We start from the raw sequence: 19,999 nt of genomic DNA on the forward strand, positions 1-19,999 counted from the left end.
ATGCCGCGTGCACGTTCGCATGCCATCGACTTGAACGTAGCTGGCAATGCCCCATTGTCGGTGCTGCCGCGGGTTGGGCCGGTATTAGCTGGAAAATGCGCTGCACGTGGCATCTTCACCTTGCAGGATTTGTGGCTACTGCTCCCATTACGTTATGAGGACCGTACCCGGCTAACCCCGATTGCCGAGCTTCAGGATGGGGTTGCGGTTCAGATTGAGGCCCGAGTGGAAGCGGTGGAGCGTAGTTTCCGTTACCGGCCGCTATTACGCGTGGTGTTGTCCGACGACGCACATCACATACTGACGATGCGTTTTTTCCATTTTCGCGCCGCACAGATTGCACGGTTTACTGTCGGCACACGGGTGCGTGCGTATGGCGTACCCAAACTTGGCCAATATGGTTGGGAGATTGTCCATCCCAGCTACCGCATTCTTGCCCCTGGTGAAGCTGTCAGCCTCAATGACTGCTTGGACCCTGTGTATCCGGTGATTGATGGCGTGGGGCCTGCCATCGTGCGTCAGCTCATCCGCGAAGCGTTGGAACATTTACCTACGGATGCAGCCTTAGAACTCTTGCCAGACGTTTGGTTGAGTGACCTTGGCCTGCCAACGCTGCGTACAGCCCTACTTATCATGCACCGGCCCCCGCTGGATGCGGATATTGCCCGATTGATGGTGGGCACTCACCCCGCGCAGCAGCGCTTGTCGTTGGAAGAATTGCTTTCCCACCAACTCAGCCTGCGTCGCCAGCGCATTGCATTGCAACGTCATTCCGCCCCCGCATTGCCTGATGGAGCGGCTTTGGTGGCCTCTTTGTTGCACGCACTGCCGTTTCACCTCACTGCTGCGCAGCAACGGGTATTCGCCCAGATTGCTGCTGATGTGGCCAAGCCGGTCCCAATGCTGCGTCTTGTGCAGGGTGATGTTGGCAGCGGTAAGACCGTGGTTGCAGCATTGGCCGCATTACTTGCTGTTGAGCAAAACAAGCAGGTGGCTCTGGCGGCACCGACAGCGTTACTGGCCGAGCAACACTTTATCAACCTGCGTGACTGGCTGGAGCCATTGGGCGTGCGTGTGTATTGGTTGGCTGCCAAGGTGACCGGCAAGGCCCGTCTCCAAGCGCTGAATGATGTGGCCTCTGGTGATGCGCAGGTGGTCGTCGGTACACATGCCCTGATGCAAGAGTCTGTGGTGTTTCATGACTTGGCACTGACCATTGTCGATGAACAGCACCGTTTTGGCGTCCATCAGCGCTTGTTGCTTCGTGACAAAGGGGCTACTGATGGCATTGTGCCGCATCAGTTAGTGATGACCGCTACACCGATTCCACGCACCTTAGCGATGGCTGCGTATGCTGATTTGGATGTTTCGGTGATTGACGAAATGCCGCCTGGCCGTACCCCGGTGCAAACGAATGTATTGAGTGCTGAGCGTCGCCCGGAATTGGTGGAACGTATCCGTCTGGCTTGTGCTCAGGGGCGCCAGGTTTATTGGGTGTGTACGCTGATCGACGAAAGCCAAACGGAAGCAGAACAGGCACCCCCCAGCAGTAACGATATTGGGCATCGCAGCGAGGTACAGGCGGCACAGGCCACCTATGAAGCACTGTCTGCACAATTGCCTGGTGTCCGTGTCGGACTCGTGCATGGGCGCATGAAGGCAGCGGAAAAACAGCGGACAATGCGTGCGTTCAAATGCAACGAAATTGATGTCTTAGTTGCTACCACGGTGATTGAGGTGGGTGTCGATGTCCCCAATGCGTCGCTCATGATTATCGAAAATGCTGAGCGTTTGGGTTTAGCGCAACTCCATCAGTTACGTGGTCGGGTCGGACGTGGTTCTGTTGTGTCAAGTTGCGTTCTGTTGTATCAGCCCCCACTGTCGATGCTGGCGCGTCAGCGTCTGCAAATCATGCGCCAGACGAACGATGGTTTTGCGATTGCTGAAAAAGATCTGGAATTACGTGGTCCCGGCGAATTGTTGGGGACACGTCAAACAGGTCTTGCAGCGTTTCGTGTTGCTGACCTTGCCCGCGATGCCCATCTGCTGCCCCGCGTGTATTCGTTGGCGAACATGTTGCTTGACGAATCGCCACAGTTAGCTGATCAAGTGATTGCGCGCTGGATTGGTAGTGCGGTGCGTTATGCATCCGCCTGATGCCTGTTATCTATTGCACGTATCACTGATCTCTCTGTCCCAGAGGATACGTTCGTTGCTTTTAGCAACGTTGAGTGTCGCCTGGTACCGCACTCAATGCTGTTGGTGTTGCTGTTTTGCTTAGTGATACACCTATTGCAGCAAGATTAAAGAGTTTTGTTGCTCTTGAGTACAAGAGGCTGGTTGCTGCGTTATTTACTGGCATTGTGTTGCGGCGCTAACGCTCAAGGTGGGTGACTGCGGTTTTAGCGTCTTCTGAAAAGAGCAATCACCAGAAAAAATCATATGCGTGTTCACTCGAACGTTTGGTTAAGTTTGACTAGGATCAATGAGCAACACAGTTCTTTAGACGTGTTGCGGGAGAAGAATATTTTCGATTTGCAAAATCCATACAACTGCCTTGTTGATTGGAGCCACAGCACCGCAGAGTTGTGAAATATCGCGATATTAATCCGATTTAAATGTGACTGATGTTTGATAAATCGCGTTCAAAAATTGTTTCAGTTTGAATCATGCATGACACGACATCCACGCTCTCATTGGAACGTCATAATGCAGGTCCCTCCTTCCCCCGCACCATCTCGTGAAACTCGCCGACCTATCCAGCCCTGCGTTCTTAGAAAACCCCTATCCACTGTATGAAACTCTGCGCAGGCAGGGACCCTTTGTGAGCATCGGACCGAATGCATTGATGACGGGACGCTACAGCATCGTTGATGGACTACTCCACAACCGGAACATGGGAAAAAGCTACATGGAGAGTATCCGAGTACGGTACGGAGATGATGCGCTTGATATGCCATTGTTCCAGGGATTCAACAGAATGTTTCTGATGCTCAACCCGCCCGTGCATACGCATCTGCGCGGCTTGGTAATGCAAGCATTCACTGGACGTGAGAGTGAATCAATGCGCCCTCTTGCGATCGATACGGCGCACCGATTGATTGATGATTTTGAGCAGAAATCATCGGTCGATCTTGTTACTGAATTTTCCTTTCCACTTCCCATGCGGATCATTTGCAGGATGATGGATGTGGATATCAGCGACGCTATCAGTCTAAGTGTGGCGGTGAGCAACCTTGCCAAGGTATTTGACCCTGCGCCGATGTCGCCCGATGAATTGGTGCACGCAAGTGCTGCCTACGAAGAACTAGCGCATTACTTCACAAGGTTGATTGAGCTGCGCCGCGCGCAGCATGGAACTGACTTGATTTCCATGTTGCTGCGTGCTGAGGAGGAGGGCCAGAAACTGACGCATGATGAAATCGTGTCCAATGTGATTTTGTTGTTATTGGGTGGCTACGAGACCACATCCAACATGATTGGCAATGCATTGATTGCGTTGCATCGTCATCCGAAGCAGCTTGCACGACTCAAGAGTGATTTGTCGCTGATGCCGCAAGCGGTATTGGAATGTTTACGTTACGACGGATCAGTACAGTTCACGATACGCGCGGCGATGGATGATGTGAGTATTGAAGGTGATGTAGTGCCTCGTGGCACGATTGTGTTTTTGATGCTTGGTGCTGCTAACCGTGATCCGGCGCAATTCACGGATCCGGACCATTTGGAAATCACACGCAAGCAAGGACGCCTCCAGTCATTCGGCGCAGGCGTTCATCATTGCCTTGGATATCGACTTGCATTGGTTGAGTTGGAATGCGCATTGACCGTGTTGTTGGAGCGTCTGCCGCATTTGAGGCTGGCTAATCTGGATACATTAAGTTGGAACCAGCGGGGTAATTTGCGGGGTGTCAATGCATTGATTGCGGATTTGCATTGATAGAATCCAATAAAGCGCAATGAGATGTAGAGAAGGCATTGCTGTATTGATGTGCTCTCACGGTGAATTACGACCTTTGGATCGCGTCAGTTCATGAAGCTATTGCTTGGCAATGCCTGACGATATCTAGGACGTTTTTAAAGAAGTGCCACCATGCCAAAATATCGTTACACAGCGGCAGGCGTAGTGCATGCACGATCGCGTAATGCACTGATGTTGCATCTCATCCTGTCCATGCGTGCAGATCGCTGGGGCGTACGTCTGGAGAAATGGAGTACGTGGGGTTATTCATCCACTATATAGCTAGCAGCCGAAATAAGTAGATTATGTAGTGGATACAATGAGATCGGAGTTTGGAGTGGCTAGTAATCTATGAGTATTTAATGTGATTTCTATCAATACTTACCTCTATATTAATATTTAATCATGATGTCATTGAATAATTTTTAAATTAATTATCATGATTTTTTGAGAGTTTCTGCATGTTTTCAGATTTAGAATCGTGCTATTAATTCATCCGATCCATGTAATGAATTTAAATCTCATGTTTTATTTCTTTCCATTCAATATAAATTGGTGATTGACAATGATGTATGGTTCTCAACGAAAACCGGTGCTTCTTATCCTGAGTTACTTTATTTTTATCTGTGCTCTGTTCCCCTGTGTTGCAGCTGCTTGGCCTTCACGTGGGATGGTGATTAACAGAAAAATTATTGGTAGCTATACGCAGCGTCAGATTGCTGCTCTGCTTACTGATGAGCCGCCATCCGAGCAACCCAAATGCAACGTTCGAGTGGTTGAAATGACGTATACAACGGTTGGTGTGGTTGGTGAAGCGACCAGGGCATCTGGGGTAGTGCTTGTTCCAGACGGGCCACAGTGTCCAGGACCTTATCCTGTGCTTGGTTGGGGCCGTGATGGACAGACATTCCGCCGCTCTGAACAGGCCAAGAGCATTATTTCTGCCAAGGGCGATGATCCGTTGGTCACGCGTTTAGCGAGCCAAGGTTACGTGGTTGTCGGCACCGATTATCTTGGATTGGGTGGATCTAATTACCCGTATCATCCATATCTGCATGCGAATTCAGAAGCCTCTGCGCTGATTGATGCCTTACGTGCATCTCGTACTGTATTACAGCATTTGAATACGCCATTATCGAACAAGCTGATGTTGTCTGGCTTTTCGCAAGGTGGTCATACTGCAATGGCGACTCAGCGTGAAATTGAAGCGCATCTGTCAAATGAATTCAGCCTTGTTGCCAGCGCGCCCATCTCTGGTCCTTACGCACTCAGTCAAACGTTTCTTGACACTTGGACTGGCCGGAACGAAGTTGGTGAAAACAATTTCGCTATCATTTTAGGCACTTATGCGATCGTTGGGATGCAGCGTACTTACCGAAACATCTACTCTGATCCTAGTCAGGTTTTCCAGGATCCTTGGGCTAACCAGGTTGAGGCATTGTTCCCTGGCAAGAAAGATACTACTGATCTTTTCTTAGGTGATGATTTGCCGGCGATTGATCAGATCAAAGAGTATTTTCAACCTGGATTCTATAGCGACTTTCCAAAGAATCGGAAGAATCCATTCTTTGTAGATCTAGTACGCAATGATCTGCTGAATTGGGCACCACGTACTCCAACACTGCTGTGTGGTTCTGACAACGATACCGTTGTGCCTTTTTTGAAGAACACTAATTTGGCGATAGCATCATTCAAGAAGCGTGGTAGCCGTCAAGTGTCTGTGGTTGATATTGGCACTGGCAATCGTAAAGACAATAGTGCGCTGACGCATCTTTCCAGTGAGGAACTTTGTATCGTTAAGGTTCGCAATGAGTTTCTAGAGAAGAAACGTTAGTGGATATAGGGTTTGCAAACGTACCTAGATACATTTGATGATGTGGTGCGTATGAGATATCCGATAAGTGATGCAAGGATCGCATTTAGGTGTGTGCATCATCCCCGCTATTGTTAATACATTGATCCGGCCTTGATGGTGATATTGTGCAACCGTCAATCCCAAGGCCGGATCCACTAGTGGCGAAAGAGACCCGTATTGCAAGAGCTTCGTATTGTTGGAGTTGTTCTATTTCATAATTGATGTCCCGCTATGCCCCCGATTCGGGGGCTTTTTTTTCCTTCCAAAATCTTACACATGAATGGTTGTGACTTTCTTTTTGTAACATCCGTTGCATCCGTTCTGGATACATTAAGTTGGAACCAGCGGGGTAACTTGCGGGGTGTCAATGCATTGATTGCGGATTTGCATTGATAGAATCCAATAAAGCGCAATGAGATGTAGAGAAGGCATTGCTGTATTGATGTGCTCTCACGGTGAATTACGACCTTTGGATCGCGTCAGTTCATGAAGCTATTGCTTGGCAATGCCTGACGATATCTAGGACGTTTTTAAAGAAGTGCCACCATGCCAAAATATCGTTACACAGCGGCAGGCGTAGTGCATGCACGATCGCGTAATGCACTGATGTTGCATCTCATCCTGTCCATGCGTGCAGATCGCTGGGGCGTACGTCTGGAGAAATGGAGTACGTGGGGTTATTCATCCACTATATAGCTAGCAGCCGAAATAAGTAGATTATGTAGTGGATACAATGAGATCGGAGTTTGGAGTGGCTAGTAATCTATGAGTATTTAATGTGATTTCTATCAATACTTACCTCTATATTAATATTTAATCATGATGTCATTGAATAATTTTTAAATTAATTATCATGATTTTTTGAGAGTTTCTGCATGTTTTCAGATTTGGAATCGTGCTATTAATTCATCCGATGCATGTAATGAATTTAAATCTCATGTTTTATTTCTTTCCATTCAAAATAAGTTAGATAAAGAGGTGATTGACAATGATGTATGGTTCTCAACGAAAACCGGTGCTTCTTATCCTGAGTTACTTTATTTTTATCTGTGCTCTGTTCCCCTGTGTTGCAGCTGCTTGGCCTTCACGTGGGATGGTGATTAACAGAAAAATTATTGGTAGCTATACGCAGCGTCAGATTGCTGCTCTGCTTACTGATGAGCCGCCATCCGAGCAACCCAAATGCAACGTTCGAGTGGTTGAAATGACGTATACAACGGTTGGTGTGGTTGGTGAACCGGCCAGGGCATCTGGGGTAGTGCTTGTTCCAGACGGGCCACAGTGTCCAGGACCTTATCCTGTGCTTGGTTGGGGCAGTGCGACAGAGACGTTACGTAGTGCCGAACAGGCTAAGGCATTATTTCTGCCAATGGCGATGATCCGTTGGTCACGCGTTTAGCGAGCCAAGGTTACGTGGTTGTCAGCACCGATTATCTTGGATTGGGTGGATCTAATTACCCGTATCATCCATATCTGCATGCGAATTCAGAAGCCTCTGCGCTGATTGATGCCTTACGTGCATCTCGTACTGTATTACAGCATTTGAATACGCCATTATCGAACAAGCTGATGTTGTCTGGCTTTTCGCAAGGTGGTCATACTGCAATGGCGACTCAGCGTGAAATTGAAGCGCATCTGTCAAATGAATTCAGCCTTGTTGCCAGCGCGCCCATCTCTGGTCCTTACGCACTCAGTCAAACGTTTCTTGACACTTGGACTGGCCGGAACGAAGTTGGTGAAAACAATTTCGCTATCATTTTAGGCACTTATGCGATCGTTGGGATGCAGCGTACTTACCGAAACATCTACTCTGATCCTAGTCAGGTTTTCCAGGATCCTTGGGCTAACCAGGTTGAGGCATTGTTCCCTGGCAAGAAAGATACTACTGATCTTTTCTTAGGTGATGATTTGCCGGCGATTGATCAGATCAAAGAGTATTTTCAACCTGGATTCTATAGCGACTTTCCAAAGAATCGGAAGAATCCATTCTTTGTAGATCTAGTACGCAATGATCTGCTGAATTGGGCACCACGTACTCCAACACTGCTGTGTGGTTCTGACAACGATACCGTTGTGCCTTTTTTGAAGAACACTAATTTGGCGATAGCATCATTCAAGAAGCGTGGTAGCCGTCAAGTGTCTGTGGTTGATATTGGCACTGGCAATCGTAAAGACAATAGTGCGCTGACGCATCTTTCCAGTGAGGAACTTTGTATCGTTAAGGTTCGCAATGAGTTTCTAGAGAAGAAACGTTAGTGGATATAGGGTTTGCAAACGTACCTAGATACATTTGATGATGTGGTGCGTATGAGATATCCGATAAGTGATGCAAGGATCGCATTTAGGTGTGTGCATCATCCCCGCTATTGTTAATACATTGATCCGGCCTTGATGGTGATATTGTGCAACCGTCAATCCCAAGGCCGGATCCACTAGTGGCGAAAGAGACCCGTATTGCAAGAGCTTCGTATTGTTGGAGTTGTTCTATTTCATAATTGATGTCCCGCTATGCCCCCGATTCGGGGGCTTTTTTTTCCTTCCAAAATCTTACACATGAATGGTTGTGACTTTCTTTTTGTAACATCCGTTGCATCCGTTCTGGATACATTAAGTTGGAACCAGCGGGGTAACTTGCGGGGTGTCAATGCATTGATTGCGGATTTGCATTGATAGAATCCAATAAAGCGCAATGAGATGTAGAGAAGGCATTGCTGTATTGATGTACTCTCACGGTGAATTACGGCCTTTGGATTGCGTCAGTTCATGAAGCTATTGCTTGGCAATGCCTGACGATATCTAGGACGTTTTTAAAGAAGTGCCACCATGCCAAAATATCGTTACACAGCGGCAGGCGTAGTGCATGCACGATCGCGTAATGCACTGATGTTACATCTCATCCTGTCCATGCGTGCAGATCGCTGGGGCGTACGTCTGGAGAAATGGAGTACGTGGGGTTATTCATCCACTATATAGCTAGCAGCCGAAATAAGTAGATTATGTAGTGGATACAATGAGATCGGAGTTTGGAGTGGCTAGTAATCTATGAGTATTTAATGTGATGTCTATCAATACTTACCTCTATTTAATATTTAATCATGATGTCATTGAATAATTTTTAAATTAATTATCATGATTTTTTGAGAGTTTCTGCATGTTTTCAGATTTAGAATCGTGCTATTAATTCATCCGATCCATGTAATGAATTTAAATCTCATGTTTTATTTCTTTCCATTCAATATAAATTGGTGATTGACAATGATGTATGGTTCTCAACGAAAACCGGTGCTTCTTATCCTGAGTTACTTTATTTTTATCTGTGCTCTGTTCCCCTGTGTTGCAGCTGCTTGGCCTTCACGTGGGATGGTGATTAACAGAAAAATTATTGGTAGCTATACGCAGCGTCAGATTGCTGCTCTGCTTACTGATGAGCCGCCATCCGAGCAACCCAAATGCAACGTTCGAGTGGTTGAAATGACGTATACAACGGTTGGTGTGGTTGGTGAAGCGACCAGGGCATCTGGGGTAGTGCTTGTTCCAGACGGGCCACAGTGTCCAGGACCTTATCCTGTGCTTGGTTGGGGCCGTGATGGACAGACATTCCGCCGCTCTGAACAGGCCAAGAGCATTATTTCTGCCAAGGGCGATGATCCGTTGGTCACGCGTTTAGCGAGCCAAGGTTACGTGGTTGTCGGCACCGATTATCTTGGATTGGGTGGATCTAATTACCCGTATCATCCATATCTGCATGCGAATTCAGAAGCCTCTGCGCTGATTGATGCCTTACGTGCATCTCGTACTGTATTACAGCATTTGAATACGCCATTATCGAACAAGCTGATGTTGTCTGGCTTTTCGCAAGGTGGTCATACTGCAATGGCGACTCAGCGTGAAATTGAAGCGCATCTGTCAAATGAATTCAGCCTTGTTGCCAGCGCGCCCATCTCTGGTCCTTACGCACTCAGTCAAACGTTTCTTGACACTTGGACTGGCCGGAACGAAGTTGGTGAAAACAATTTCGCTATCATTTTAGGCACTTATGCGATCGTTGGGATGCAGCGTACTTACCGAAACATCTACTCTGATCCTAGTCAGGTTTTCCAGGATCCTTGGGCTAACCAGGTTGAGGCATTGTTCCCTGGCAAGAAAGATACTACTGATCTTTTCTTAGGTGATGATTTGCCGGCGATTGATCAGATCAAAGAGTATTTTCAACCTGGATTCTATAGCGACTTTCCAAAGAATCGGAAGAATCCATTCTTTGTAGATCTAGTACGCAATGATCTGCTGAATTGGGCACCACGTACTCCAACACTGCTGTGTGGTTCTGACAACGATACCGTTGTGCCTTTTTTGAAGAACACTAATTTGGCGATAGCATCATTCAAGAAGCGTGGTAGCCGTCAAGTGTCTGTGGTTGATATTGGCACTGGCAATCGTAAAGACAATAGTGCGCTGACGCATCTTTCCAGTGAGGAACTTTGTATCGTTAAGGTTCGCAATGAGTTTCTAGAGAAGAAACGTTAGTGGATATAGGGTTTGCAAACGTACCTAGATACATTTGATGATGTGGTGCGTATGAGATATCCGATAAGTGATGCAAGGATCGCATTTAGGTGTGTGCATCATCCCCGCTATTGTTAATACATTGATCCGGCCTTGATGGTGATATTGTGCAACCGTCAATCCCAAGGCCGGATCCACTAGTGGCGAAAGAGACCCGTATTGCAAGAGCTTCGTATTGTTGGAGTTGTTCTATTTCATAATTGATGTCCCGCTATGCCCCCGATTCGGGGGCTTTTTTTTCCTTCCAAAATCTTACACATGAATGGTTGTGACTTTCTTTTTGTAACATCCGTTGCATCCGTTCTGGATACATTAAGTTGGAACCAGCGGGGTAACTTGCGGGGTGTCAATGCATTGATTGCGGATTTGCATTGATAGAATCCAATAAAGCGCAATGAGATGTAGAGAAGGCATTGCTGTATTGATGTACTCTCACGGTGAATTACGGCCTTTGGATTGCGTCAGTTCATGAAGCTATTGCTTGGCAATGCCTGACGATATCTAGGACGTTTTTAAAGAAGTGCCACCATGCCAAAATATCGTTACACAGCGGCAGGCGTAGTGCATGCACGATCGCGTAATGCACTGATGTTACATCTCATCCTGTCCATGCGTGCAGATCGCTGGGGCGTACGTCTGGAGAAATGGAGTACGTGGGGTTATTCATCCACTATATAGCTAGCAGCCGAAATAAGTAGATTATGTAGTGGATACAATGAGATCGGAGTTTGGAGTGGCTAGTAATCTATGAGTATTTAATGTGATGTCTATCAATACTTACCTCTATTTAATATTTAATCATGATGTCATTGAATAATTTTTAAATTAATTATCATGATTTTTTGAGAGTTTCTGCATGTTTTCAGATTTAGAATCGTGCTATTAATTCATCCGATCCATGTAATGAATTTAAATCTCATGTTTTATTTCTTTCCATTCAATATAAATTGGTGATTGACAATGATGTATGGTTCTCAACGAAAACCGGTGCTTCTTATCCTGAGTTACTTTATTTTTATCTGTGCTCTGTTCCCCTGTGTTGCAGCTGCTTGGCCTTCACGTGGGATGGTGATTAACAGAAAAATTATTGGTAGCTATACGCAGCGTCAGATTGCTGCTCTGCTTACTGATGAGCCGCCATCCGAGCAACCCAAATGCAACGTTCGAGTGGTTGAAATGACGTATACAACGGTTGGTGTGGTTGGTGAAGCGACCAGGGCATCTGGGGTAGTGCTTGTTCCAGACGGGCCACAGTGTCCAGGACCTTATCCTGTGCTTGGTTGGGGCCGTGATGGACAGACATTCCGCCGCTCTGAACAGGCCAAGAGCATTATTTCTGCCAAGGGCGATGATCCGTTGGTCACGCGTTTAGCGAGCCAAGGTTACGTGGTTGTCGGCACCGATTATCTTGGATTGGGTGGATCTAATTACCCGTATCATCCATATCTGCATGCGAATTCAGAAGCCTCTGCGCTGATTGATGCCTTACGTGCATCTCGTACTGTATTACAGCATTTGAATACGCCATTATCGAACAAGCTGATGTTGTCTGGCTTTTCGCAAGGTGGTCATACTGCAATGGCGACCCAGCGTGAAATTGAAGCGCATCTGTCAAATGAATTCAGGCTTGTTGCCAGCGCGCCCATCTCTGGTCCTTACGCACTCAGTCAAACGTTTCTTGACACTTGGACTGGTCGGAACGAAGTTGGTGAAAACAATTTCGCTATCATTTTAGGCACTTATGCGATCGTTGGGATGCAGCGTACTTACCGAAACATCTACTCTGATCCTAGTCAGGTTTTCCAGGATCCTTGGGCTAACCAGGTTGAGGCATTGTTCCCTGGTGAAAAAGGTAGGCGTGAAGTTTTCGATTATTTGCCCGATGTCAAGCAGATAAAACAGTATTTGCAACCTGGATTCTATAGCGACTTTCCAAAGAATCGGAAGAATCCATTCTTTGTAGATCTAGTACGCAATGATCTGCTGAATTGGGCACCACGTACTCCAACACTGCTGTGTGGTTCTGACAACGATACCGTTGTGCCTTTTTTGAAGAACACTAATTTGGCGATAGCATCATTCAAGAAGCGTGGTAGCCGTCAAGTGTCTGTGGTTGATATTGGCACTGGTAATCGTGAAGACAATAGTGCGGGGGAGCATTTTTTCACTGAGGACCCTTGTATTCTTAAGGTTCGCCAGCAGTTGCTGGATAAGCAACGTTAGTTGATCGGTCTGGTAAATGTACCCTGATAATTTTCATTGTGTGTGGCGTTGATTCTGTTGCTTAGATCATCAGATATCCGATAAGTGACGCTAGGATCGCACTCATAGTGTCTTGATGATGGTCGATATTGTTAATACTTTAATCCTGCCTTGGTATTGATCGTTTCCAACCGTCAATACCAAGGCAGGATTGATTTATTGTAGTGGTGCAAGAGATCCGTACGGTTGTAGTTGTTCTATTGCATCATTGGTGTCCGGTAGGCTCCCCATTCGGGGGCTTTTTCTGTGCCTCTAAACTTTAGATATGAATGGCTGCGACTCTCTTTGCGTCGCAGGGGTTGTATCCGCGCGTGGGTCACGCGTCATGAGGTGGCTGTTTGCAAACGCGCGTTTAGTGAGTCGACAACATCCGGCTAACTCATGTGGTTAGTGTCGTCTACCAGGGCGTACGCGGTACGGTGCCATGCATCCTGGGAAGAGATCACAAGTGTTGTAACGGGATACTTTGGCAAGCGGTTTTGTCTGTCTTGTTGTCGCAGGCACGTGTGACAGGTGATGGGCTGCCATGTCTTCATCTGGCTGATGAGTGTGTGATGGTTTGGAGTGTTATGCACTGACTGTCACCGGTTTATCCACAGGATTGTACCTTGGCCGTTGCTGCGGTACTGACTATGCTTCACCCCCTGTTACACAGTACTAGGCCGTTGTTTTATGTCTGCTCGTCCCGGCTTCCATTCCAATTATCAACGCGAGCCTGGCGATCGTGAAGCGCTGCGTGTTGATCCGTTGCGCGTCCCTCCTCATTCTGTTGAGGCTGAGCAGGCCGTATTGGGGGGGCTGATGTTGGCGCCCGATGCGTTGGATAAGATCAATGATCGGTTAACGGAGAACGATTTTTACCGTCGTGATCACCGCATGATTTACCGTGCGATCTGCGATTTGTCTAGGAAGATGCGACCATTCGATGTCGTCACTCTAGGAGAATGGTTTGAGTCGCAGGGGATGCTGGAGGTTGTTGATCATGGTGCTTATTTGATTGAGCTGGCGAGTACCACGCCCTCGGCCGCCAATATCGTTGCCTATGCTGAAATCGTGCGCGATAAGGCAGTACTGCGTCAGTTGATTGAGGTTGGAACCAAGATCGTTAACGATGGATTCCAACCAGAGGGCCGCGAAAGTATTGATTTGCTTGCTGAGGCTGAAAAGTCGGTGTTCGGAATTGCCGAGACTGGTGCGCGTGGTCGCATTGATTTTGTGGCAATGCCTGGTGCGTTGAAGGATGCTTTTGAGCAGCTGCGTGATCGTTTTGAGAACGGTAGTAATGTGACCGGGCTTCCAACCGGATATAACGATTTTGACGCGATGAGCGCAGGTTTACAGCCGACTGATTTGATCGTCTTGGCTGCGCGTCCGGCAATGGGGAAAACAACCTTTGCGTTGAATATCGCTGAGTATGTTGCGATTAAATCGAAAAAGACGGTGGCTGTATTTTCAATGGAAATGTCTGCTGCACAGTTGGCGATGCGCTTGATTTCTTCTAATGGTCGTATCAATGCGCAGCGTCTGCGTACGGGTCAGCTTGAGGACGAAGATTGGGCACGTGTGACTGGAGCAATCAAGATGTTGAAGGAGACTAAAATTTTTATTGATGATACCCCTGGTGTGTCGCCAGAGGTATTGCGCTCCAAGTGCCGTCGTTTGAAGCGTGAGCATGATCTTGGTCTAGTGGTGGTCGATTATCTGCAGTTGATGTCTGTCCCTGGGAACAGTGAGAACCGTGCTACCGAGATCTCGGAAATTTCGCGCTCTCTCAAGGGGTTGGCTAAGGAGTTGAATGTTCCAGTGATTGCATTGTCACAGTTGAACCGTTCTTTGGAGACGCGCACTGACAAGCATCCCGTCATGGCTGATCTGCGTGAATCTGGTGCGATTGAGCAGGATGCAGACATGATCGTTTTTATCTACCGGGATGAGTATTACAACAAAGATTCTCCGGATAAGGGTTTGGCGGAAATCATCATCGGTAAGCATCGCAGCGGCCCGACAGGTTCGTGCAAGTTGAAGTTCTTTGGCGAATACACCCGTTTCGATAATCTGGCCCACGACTCAATTGGCACATTTGAGTAGTACGGCGTTGCTGGAGATCTAGGGGGCTAAATCGGCGCATCTATCCTTGTGACACTCTTGGTCTCGCGTTGCTACGGGTGCAATAGACGGTGTGTAGTCAGAGGATGGGATTGCGGCATGAGCCGTAGCGGTGACTTGCTTAATCGGAAGCTGGGTGGCTGCAGGGGGAATGATCACGCCTTATAGCAGTGCTTGCGTTGTTATGAACGGATGTGCACTGCTGCGATGGGTGCCAGGCGTTGTTGTTGCATGTGCTGGGTGTCATCGGTGTTCTATTTTTTTGTTGCTGTTTTTTTGTCTTGGTTTGGTTCTTTCGTGTGTTGCTTCCAAGCCGAATGTGCGTGTGATGATTGATTCGACCATTTTCCGTGCGTAACGGTAGCGTTGCGGGAAAAGGATTGTCTGGATATCAGGATTCGAGCAGTAGGTGTGCTGGATAGGCTGATTGGATTGCTTTTTGCAGTGGTTTTGTGTGTCAGATGAGTGATGCGCCGTACATCAATGACTGTACTCAAGCATGAGTGTCATGCTGTGGTTACATGGTTGATAACATTGTTGTAGTCTGATTGTTGTCCAGGTTTCCATCACCCAGTTGATGTATCTCTGCGTTTATCTTAACTATTGGTGTGCCGGATGTGCCGGCGAAGGAGTAATGATGATGATGCGAGCGGCCCTTAAGCCTATGTGTACAGTTCTGGCGGTGGCGCTGGTGCTGTCCGGTTGTGCTACAGGTGGATCTTATGTGCAGCGTGACCAGTCTGGTAATTCCACAGAGCAGCGAAACCGGACCGGGCGGGATGCGGCCATTGGTGCGGCCATTGGCGCTGCTGCGGGTTTGTTGACTGGTAAAAATGCCACCAAGCGGAGACAGCGCGCGATGATTGCTGCTGGTATCGGTGCACTTGGCGGGGCAGCGATTGGTAATTACCAGGATCGTCAAGAACGCGCTTTGCGTGAGCGCACGGCCAATACTGGCATTGATGTCAAGCGTGACGGTGACAATATCACTCTCAATTTGCCGGACGGTATTACTTTCGATTTTGGTAAGTCGATGCTCAAGCCGCAATTTTATGGCGCACTTAAAAATGTCGCTTCGACGTTGCGCGAGTATAACCAGACGATGATTGAGGTGGTTGGTTATACCGATAGTATTGGCAGTGATGTGGTGAATCAGCGCTTGTCTGAGGATCGTGCTGGTGCGGTTGCTAGTTATTTAGCGGCACAAGGTGTGCAGCGTGAACGTATGGAAATCTCGGGGATGGGAAAACGTTACCCGATTGCCGATAACAGTACAGAAGCTGGGCGTAGTAAGAACCGGCGTGTTGAAATACATTTGATTCCATTCAGTGCTGAAAATAGCGGTGCCACAGGCATGCATTGAGTCTGTATTAACTGCTTGTACGCTGTATGTTGCTTGTGAAGCGCGCTTTTTGAGTATTTATCTGCCGTAGTTTGGATTTCCTCTGGATTTGTTTGTTGTTGTCATGCAAGCGAATCCAGGGGTTCCTTTGACAGACCTTGGGTTGTGTGACTGTTTCGCAGGATGTGGCGTGAGTCGATGTGTTGGATTGTAGTTGAGTCGTATTTCACTCTGAGGCGGAGAGTGATGTATTTTTTGAATATCCAAAGTGTTCGTTGGTGAAATGAGGTGTACTTGAATACATCTTTGCGATCCTGATTGTTGATCTTGTGGAATAAAGATTTAAATTTTTAGTATTACTGTAGGCCGTGTTTTGAATCAGCGGTTTTTTGAGTTTGATTGATGCTCTCAATACTATGCGTTGTGTAGAGGCCCAGGGGATGTTATTCCGGTGGTTTCAAGCGTTTTGTTATTTCAATCAAGTTGGCTGAAAGAGAGTCGTTGTCGACTGGATCATCTTTAAGAAGTGGCGGGTGGTCTTACTCTGGTCATTGGTGATCGTGCTATATACGGTGTATTGCAATGAGCAGGATGACAGTGCCATGGATTTTTCGATGCTTGGACATGCTCTGCTGTAGACATTGGAGCCAGCGATCCAGATTAAAAGTGCTCCCCATGTATCCATAGAAACGATGGGCAAGGCAGTGTTGTGCTGGTGATATGTTCTTTTTCGCTATTTATGTCTCAGAGCAACAATGTTTTTGATGCTGGTTTGTGTCGCATCCTTTGAAAATTTGTGTTGTACAGTGTGCTGGCGCAACGTGGTCGTGCGGCATGTGCTGTAGGTCAGCGGATAGGTTGTCTCCTTGCTTGACCTGAACACGGCAGAGCCGTAGGACTAGGACATGGTGGAACCACTCCAGGAATGCTGTGTTGGAATCACTTCGATACAGCGCTGCGTCGCTGCCGACCATATGTGATTGCAACGCTATGATTTGAGGTGCAGCTCAAGTGTGAGTGGGCTGTATAAGTGATTGCGATAGCGATAGAAGCAAGTCAGGCTGCAATGGGAGCGATGCAGTGCCCACGTTGGGTTCATGGAGGTCATACAGCTGATGACTTTTTGTGCTCAGGATGAGTGGGCAGTCAGATGCGCTCGCCGGGGTGGTGAGTCATTGCACTCTCTACTTTATTTCGTGCCTGTTTAGTCTTGGGTAGTCGTTAATATTGGCATTGATACGGCTCCACCTTCTGTTTCGGTCGAGCGCGCTGCATAGCTATTGGCGAGGCGTATGTGCTGGATAAACGCTGTGTTTGGTTGCCGTGCCAGGGATGCTGCCAAAGCACCATTAAATGCGTCGCCAGCTCCGGTGGTGTCTACGGTGTGGGCCTGTTCGGCGGCCACACGATAGTAGGGCTGGGTGTCACCACGCAGGTTTTCTTCCGAGTGTGAAACGAATACGCCAGCCGAGCCTAATGTAATGACAACCGTACTGCCGGACAGTAGTTTGTTGCATAAGGCGTGTAGTGTGTTGCCATCGGTGGTGGCGACGTTGTCGGGACTGATCCTTTCACCGACGTGACGGCTGAGCAAGGCGACGAATTCCGTTTCGTTCAGTGTGAGCACGTCGGCCAATTTGAGTAGGTTGATCGTGGCGGTTGCATTGGCGGGGGCAGCATTGAGTATGGTCAAGCGGCCAGCTTCGCGCGCCATGCTGAGCGCCGTTTCGAGTGTTTCTATCGGTGATTCCAGTTGTGCCAAGACGATCCATGCTGAGGTAATTAGGGCGCGTTGTTCTGTGATGAAGTGGGTGCTCAGTACTGCGTTGGCACCAGCGCCAGTGACGATAGTGTTATGGCCGTGGCTGTCGACATAGATCCCTCCGGTGCCAGTGGGTTCGGTGCTGGATTCGCCGATCAGTGTGAAGCCGTCTTTTGTGGCGATGTCGCGTGCCATATTGCCGTCGGTGTCATTGCCGAGTGCGCATATGAAATAGGTGCGCGCACCAGCGCGGCAAGCCGCCACGGCTTGGTTGAAGCCTTTGCCTCCTGGACCACGGCTATAGCGGCCGGCAATTGTTGCACCAGGTGTGGGCAATGTGTCGCAGCGCCAAACATGATCAATACTGAAGGAGCCGACGACGACGACTGAATGCATAAGAACCTTTAAATATGGAGTGTGAGTTAGACAAGGTGCGACAACGTATTGTCCATGTTAGCTGTCATGATGGTGATGATCGAGACATTGAGCCTAATACATAGCTCTAATGTGATCAGATCGTGACGGAGCGCTGATGTTTGGATTCTCGATTAGGGAGATATTTGCTGAAAAATTGATGAAGCTACCCAATTCGTAAGCTGGTTGCAGGGGGCAATCAACCTGCAATCGGATTTCGGGTGTGAGTGGTTTGCAGGGATCGGGCGGTGATTAGGTAAGAATATCCAGTTGAGGTTCTAAGGTGAGTGGGGTGAAGTCGATTCAATTCACACGATTGGTCATGTGAGAATCGTTGGTTGCGGCACGCTTAGAAGCTTTTAGCAAGCGGATTGGGGAAGTGAAGACGATATCTACTTATTAGTAGTGCTGTGTGTTGTTGTTTTCTTTTGTTGTTGCATGGGTTGTTTCTTTATTCTCGCGTCCTTTTAGGGAGTGGAGTTTTATGCATTATCGTCGTCTTGGTTCTACTGGGTTGCAGTTATCAGTCCTTTCTTTCGGTACTTGGGTGACTTTTGGCAATCAGGTTGCGCGCGATGAGGCTCGTAATTTAGTGGCTTGTGCTTGGGATCACGGCGTGAATTTCTTTGATGGTGCTGAGACCTATGCTCAAGGGCGTGCGGAGCAGGTGTTGGGGGATGTGATTGCCGACTTGCGTTTGCCACGTGATGGTTATTGTGTATCCAGTAAGGTGTTCTTTGGGGCTGTGAATGAGCCACGTCCGACGCAGTGCGGGCTTTCACGCAAGCATGTCCATGATGCTTGCCATGCTGCATTGAAGCGTTTGCGAGTGGACTATTTGGACCTTTTTTTCTGTCATCGTCCTGATGCTGATACTCCGATTGAGGAGACGGTACGTGCGATGACTACGCTGATTCGGCAGGGCAAGGTGCTTTACTGGGGCACTTCGGAGTGGTCAGCTGCACAGATTGCCGAAGCAATTGCAATTGCCTCGCGTGAGCATCTTGAGCGTCCGTGGGTAGAGCAGCCTCAGTACAACTTGCTACACCGTGAGCGTGTAGAGCGGGAGTATGTATCGCTCTATGCTCAGGGTTTGGGCACGACGATCTGGTCGCCTTTGGCATCGGGGTTGCTGACTGGAAAACACAATGTGGGTGTGGCATCGGGCAGCCGTTTGGTGCAGCCAGGTTACGAGTGGTTACAGAGGCAGGTGTTGGGTGAGGGTGAGGCGCGTTTGGTACAAGCGCGGCGCTTTAGTGAGGTTGCTGCTGATCTTGGCCAGTTGCCGACGCAATTGGCGATTGCTTGGTGTTTACGTAATCCACATGTCTCTACGGTGATTCTCGGTGCGAGTCGGGTTGCTCAATTGAAAGAAAATCTTCAGGCATTGCAGGTGGTTGCAGCGTTGGATGCTGCTGCTTGGCGATGTGTTGAGGCTGCAATGGAATGAGTGATCCGAACCTGATGGAGTTGTGGTGCATGTCGGTATTGGGAGGTTGACTGTGTATTCCTTGGTTGGGATGTTTCATTCATATCGGTATTGCTGAAGTTGAATGTGTCTCTCTGCTAAGTGTCTCGAGTAGGGGTTTCCGAAATACGGTATTTGATCAAGATGCACCGCTCTATTGGGTACTTTATACACTGCTTTTCATGATGGGGAATGTCTTTGCTAAATGCTGTTAGAGGGCAGTTGGTTTTTTACCTAAGTGATATTTAGTCCTACGTAATGAATGT

General features: G+C 48.0%; 10 protein-coding genes and 1 pseudogene. 10 read left to right on the forward strand and 1 reads right to left on the reverse strand.

Going from position 1 to position 19,999, the window contains the following annotated elements:
* The 9 genes and pseudogenes from recG to F7G16_RS03480 all read left to right on the forward strand — a co-directional run bounded on the left by recG (position 1) and on the right by F7G16_RS03480 (position 16,110).
* A complete protein-coding gene (gene recG / locus F7G16_RS03440) occupies positions 1-2,157 on the forward strand; it encodes an ATP-dependent DNA helicase RecG (RefSeq protein WP_004089924.1) in 2,157 nt (718 codons plus the stop codon).
* A 74-nt stretch (positions 2,158-2,231) separates the two neighbouring features.
* Positions 2,232-2,378, forward strand: coding sequence for a hypothetical protein (locus F7G16_RS03445; protein WP_012338047.1), 147 nt, complete (start codon positions 2,232-2,234; stop codon positions 2,376-2,378).
* 362 nt (positions 2,379-2,740) lie between these two features.
* Positions 2,741-3,940 carry a cytochrome P450 gene (locus F7G16_RS03450; protein WP_011098220.1) on the forward strand — a complete coding sequence of 400 codons (1,200 nt, stop codon included), beginning with the start codon at positions 2,741-2,743 and terminating at the stop codon, positions 3,938-3,940.
* Positions 3,941-4,529: 589 nt separating this feature from the next.
* Positions 4,530-5,795 (forward strand): lipase family protein, encoded by a 1,266-nt coding sequence (locus F7G16_RS03455; RefSeq protein ID WP_425527304.1) that lies wholly within the window; start codon positions 4,530-4,532, stop codon positions 5,793-5,795.
* Between the two features lie 1,009 nt (positions 5,796-6,804).
* A pseudogene (locus F7G16_RS03460) lies at positions 6,805-8,072 on the forward strand (lipase family protein).
* A 1,002-nt stretch (positions 8,073-9,074) separates the two neighbouring features.
* Positions 9,075-10,340, forward strand: coding sequence for a lipase family protein (locus F7G16_RS03465; protein ID WP_425527304.1), 1,266 nt, complete (start codon positions 9,075-9,077; stop codon positions 10,338-10,340).
* Positions 10,341-11,342: 1,002 nt separating this feature from the next.
* A complete protein-coding gene (locus F7G16_RS03470; RefSeq protein WP_425510556.1) occupies positions 11,343-12,602 on the forward strand; it encodes a lipase family protein in 1,260 nt (419 codons plus the stop codon).
* 711 nt (positions 12,603-13,313) lie between these two features.
* Positions 13,314-14,729 (forward strand): replicative DNA helicase, encoded by a 1,416-nt coding sequence (locus F7G16_RS03475; RefSeq protein WP_004086603.1) that lies wholly within the window; start codon positions 13,314-13,316, stop codon positions 14,727-14,729.
* Positions 14,730-15,387: 658 nt separating this feature from the next.
* Positions 15,388-16,110, forward strand: coding sequence for a YiaD family glycine zipper/OmpA-like lipoprotein (locus F7G16_RS03480; protein WP_004089919.1), 723 nt, complete (start codon positions 15,388-15,390; stop codon positions 16,108-16,110).
* Between the two features lie 1,183 nt (positions 16,111-17,293).
* Here F7G16_RS03480 and F7G16_RS03485 read toward each other — a convergent pair.
* The gene (locus tag F7G16_RS03485; RefSeq protein ID WP_004089916.1) at positions 17,294-18,247 is read right to left on the reverse strand and encodes a ribokinase; all 954 of its coding nucleotides are present in this window, start codon (positions 18,245-18,247) and stop codon (positions 17,294-17,296) included.
* 502 nt (positions 18,248-18,749) lie between these two features.
* Here F7G16_RS03485 and F7G16_RS03490 point away from each other — a divergent pair.
* Positions 18,750-19,715 carry an aldo/keto reductase gene (locus F7G16_RS03490; RefSeq protein ID WP_004089914.1) on the forward strand — a complete coding sequence of 322 codons (966 nt, stop codon included), beginning with the start codon at positions 18,750-18,752 and terminating at the stop codon, positions 19,713-19,715.
* Positions 19,716-19,999: the final 284 nt, after the last annotated feature.

The organism is Xylella fastidiosa, from assembly GCF_011801475.1.
Taxonomy (GTDB): domain Bacteria; phylum Pseudomonadota; class Gammaproteobacteria; order Xanthomonadales; family Xanthomonadaceae; genus Xylella; species Xylella fastidiosa.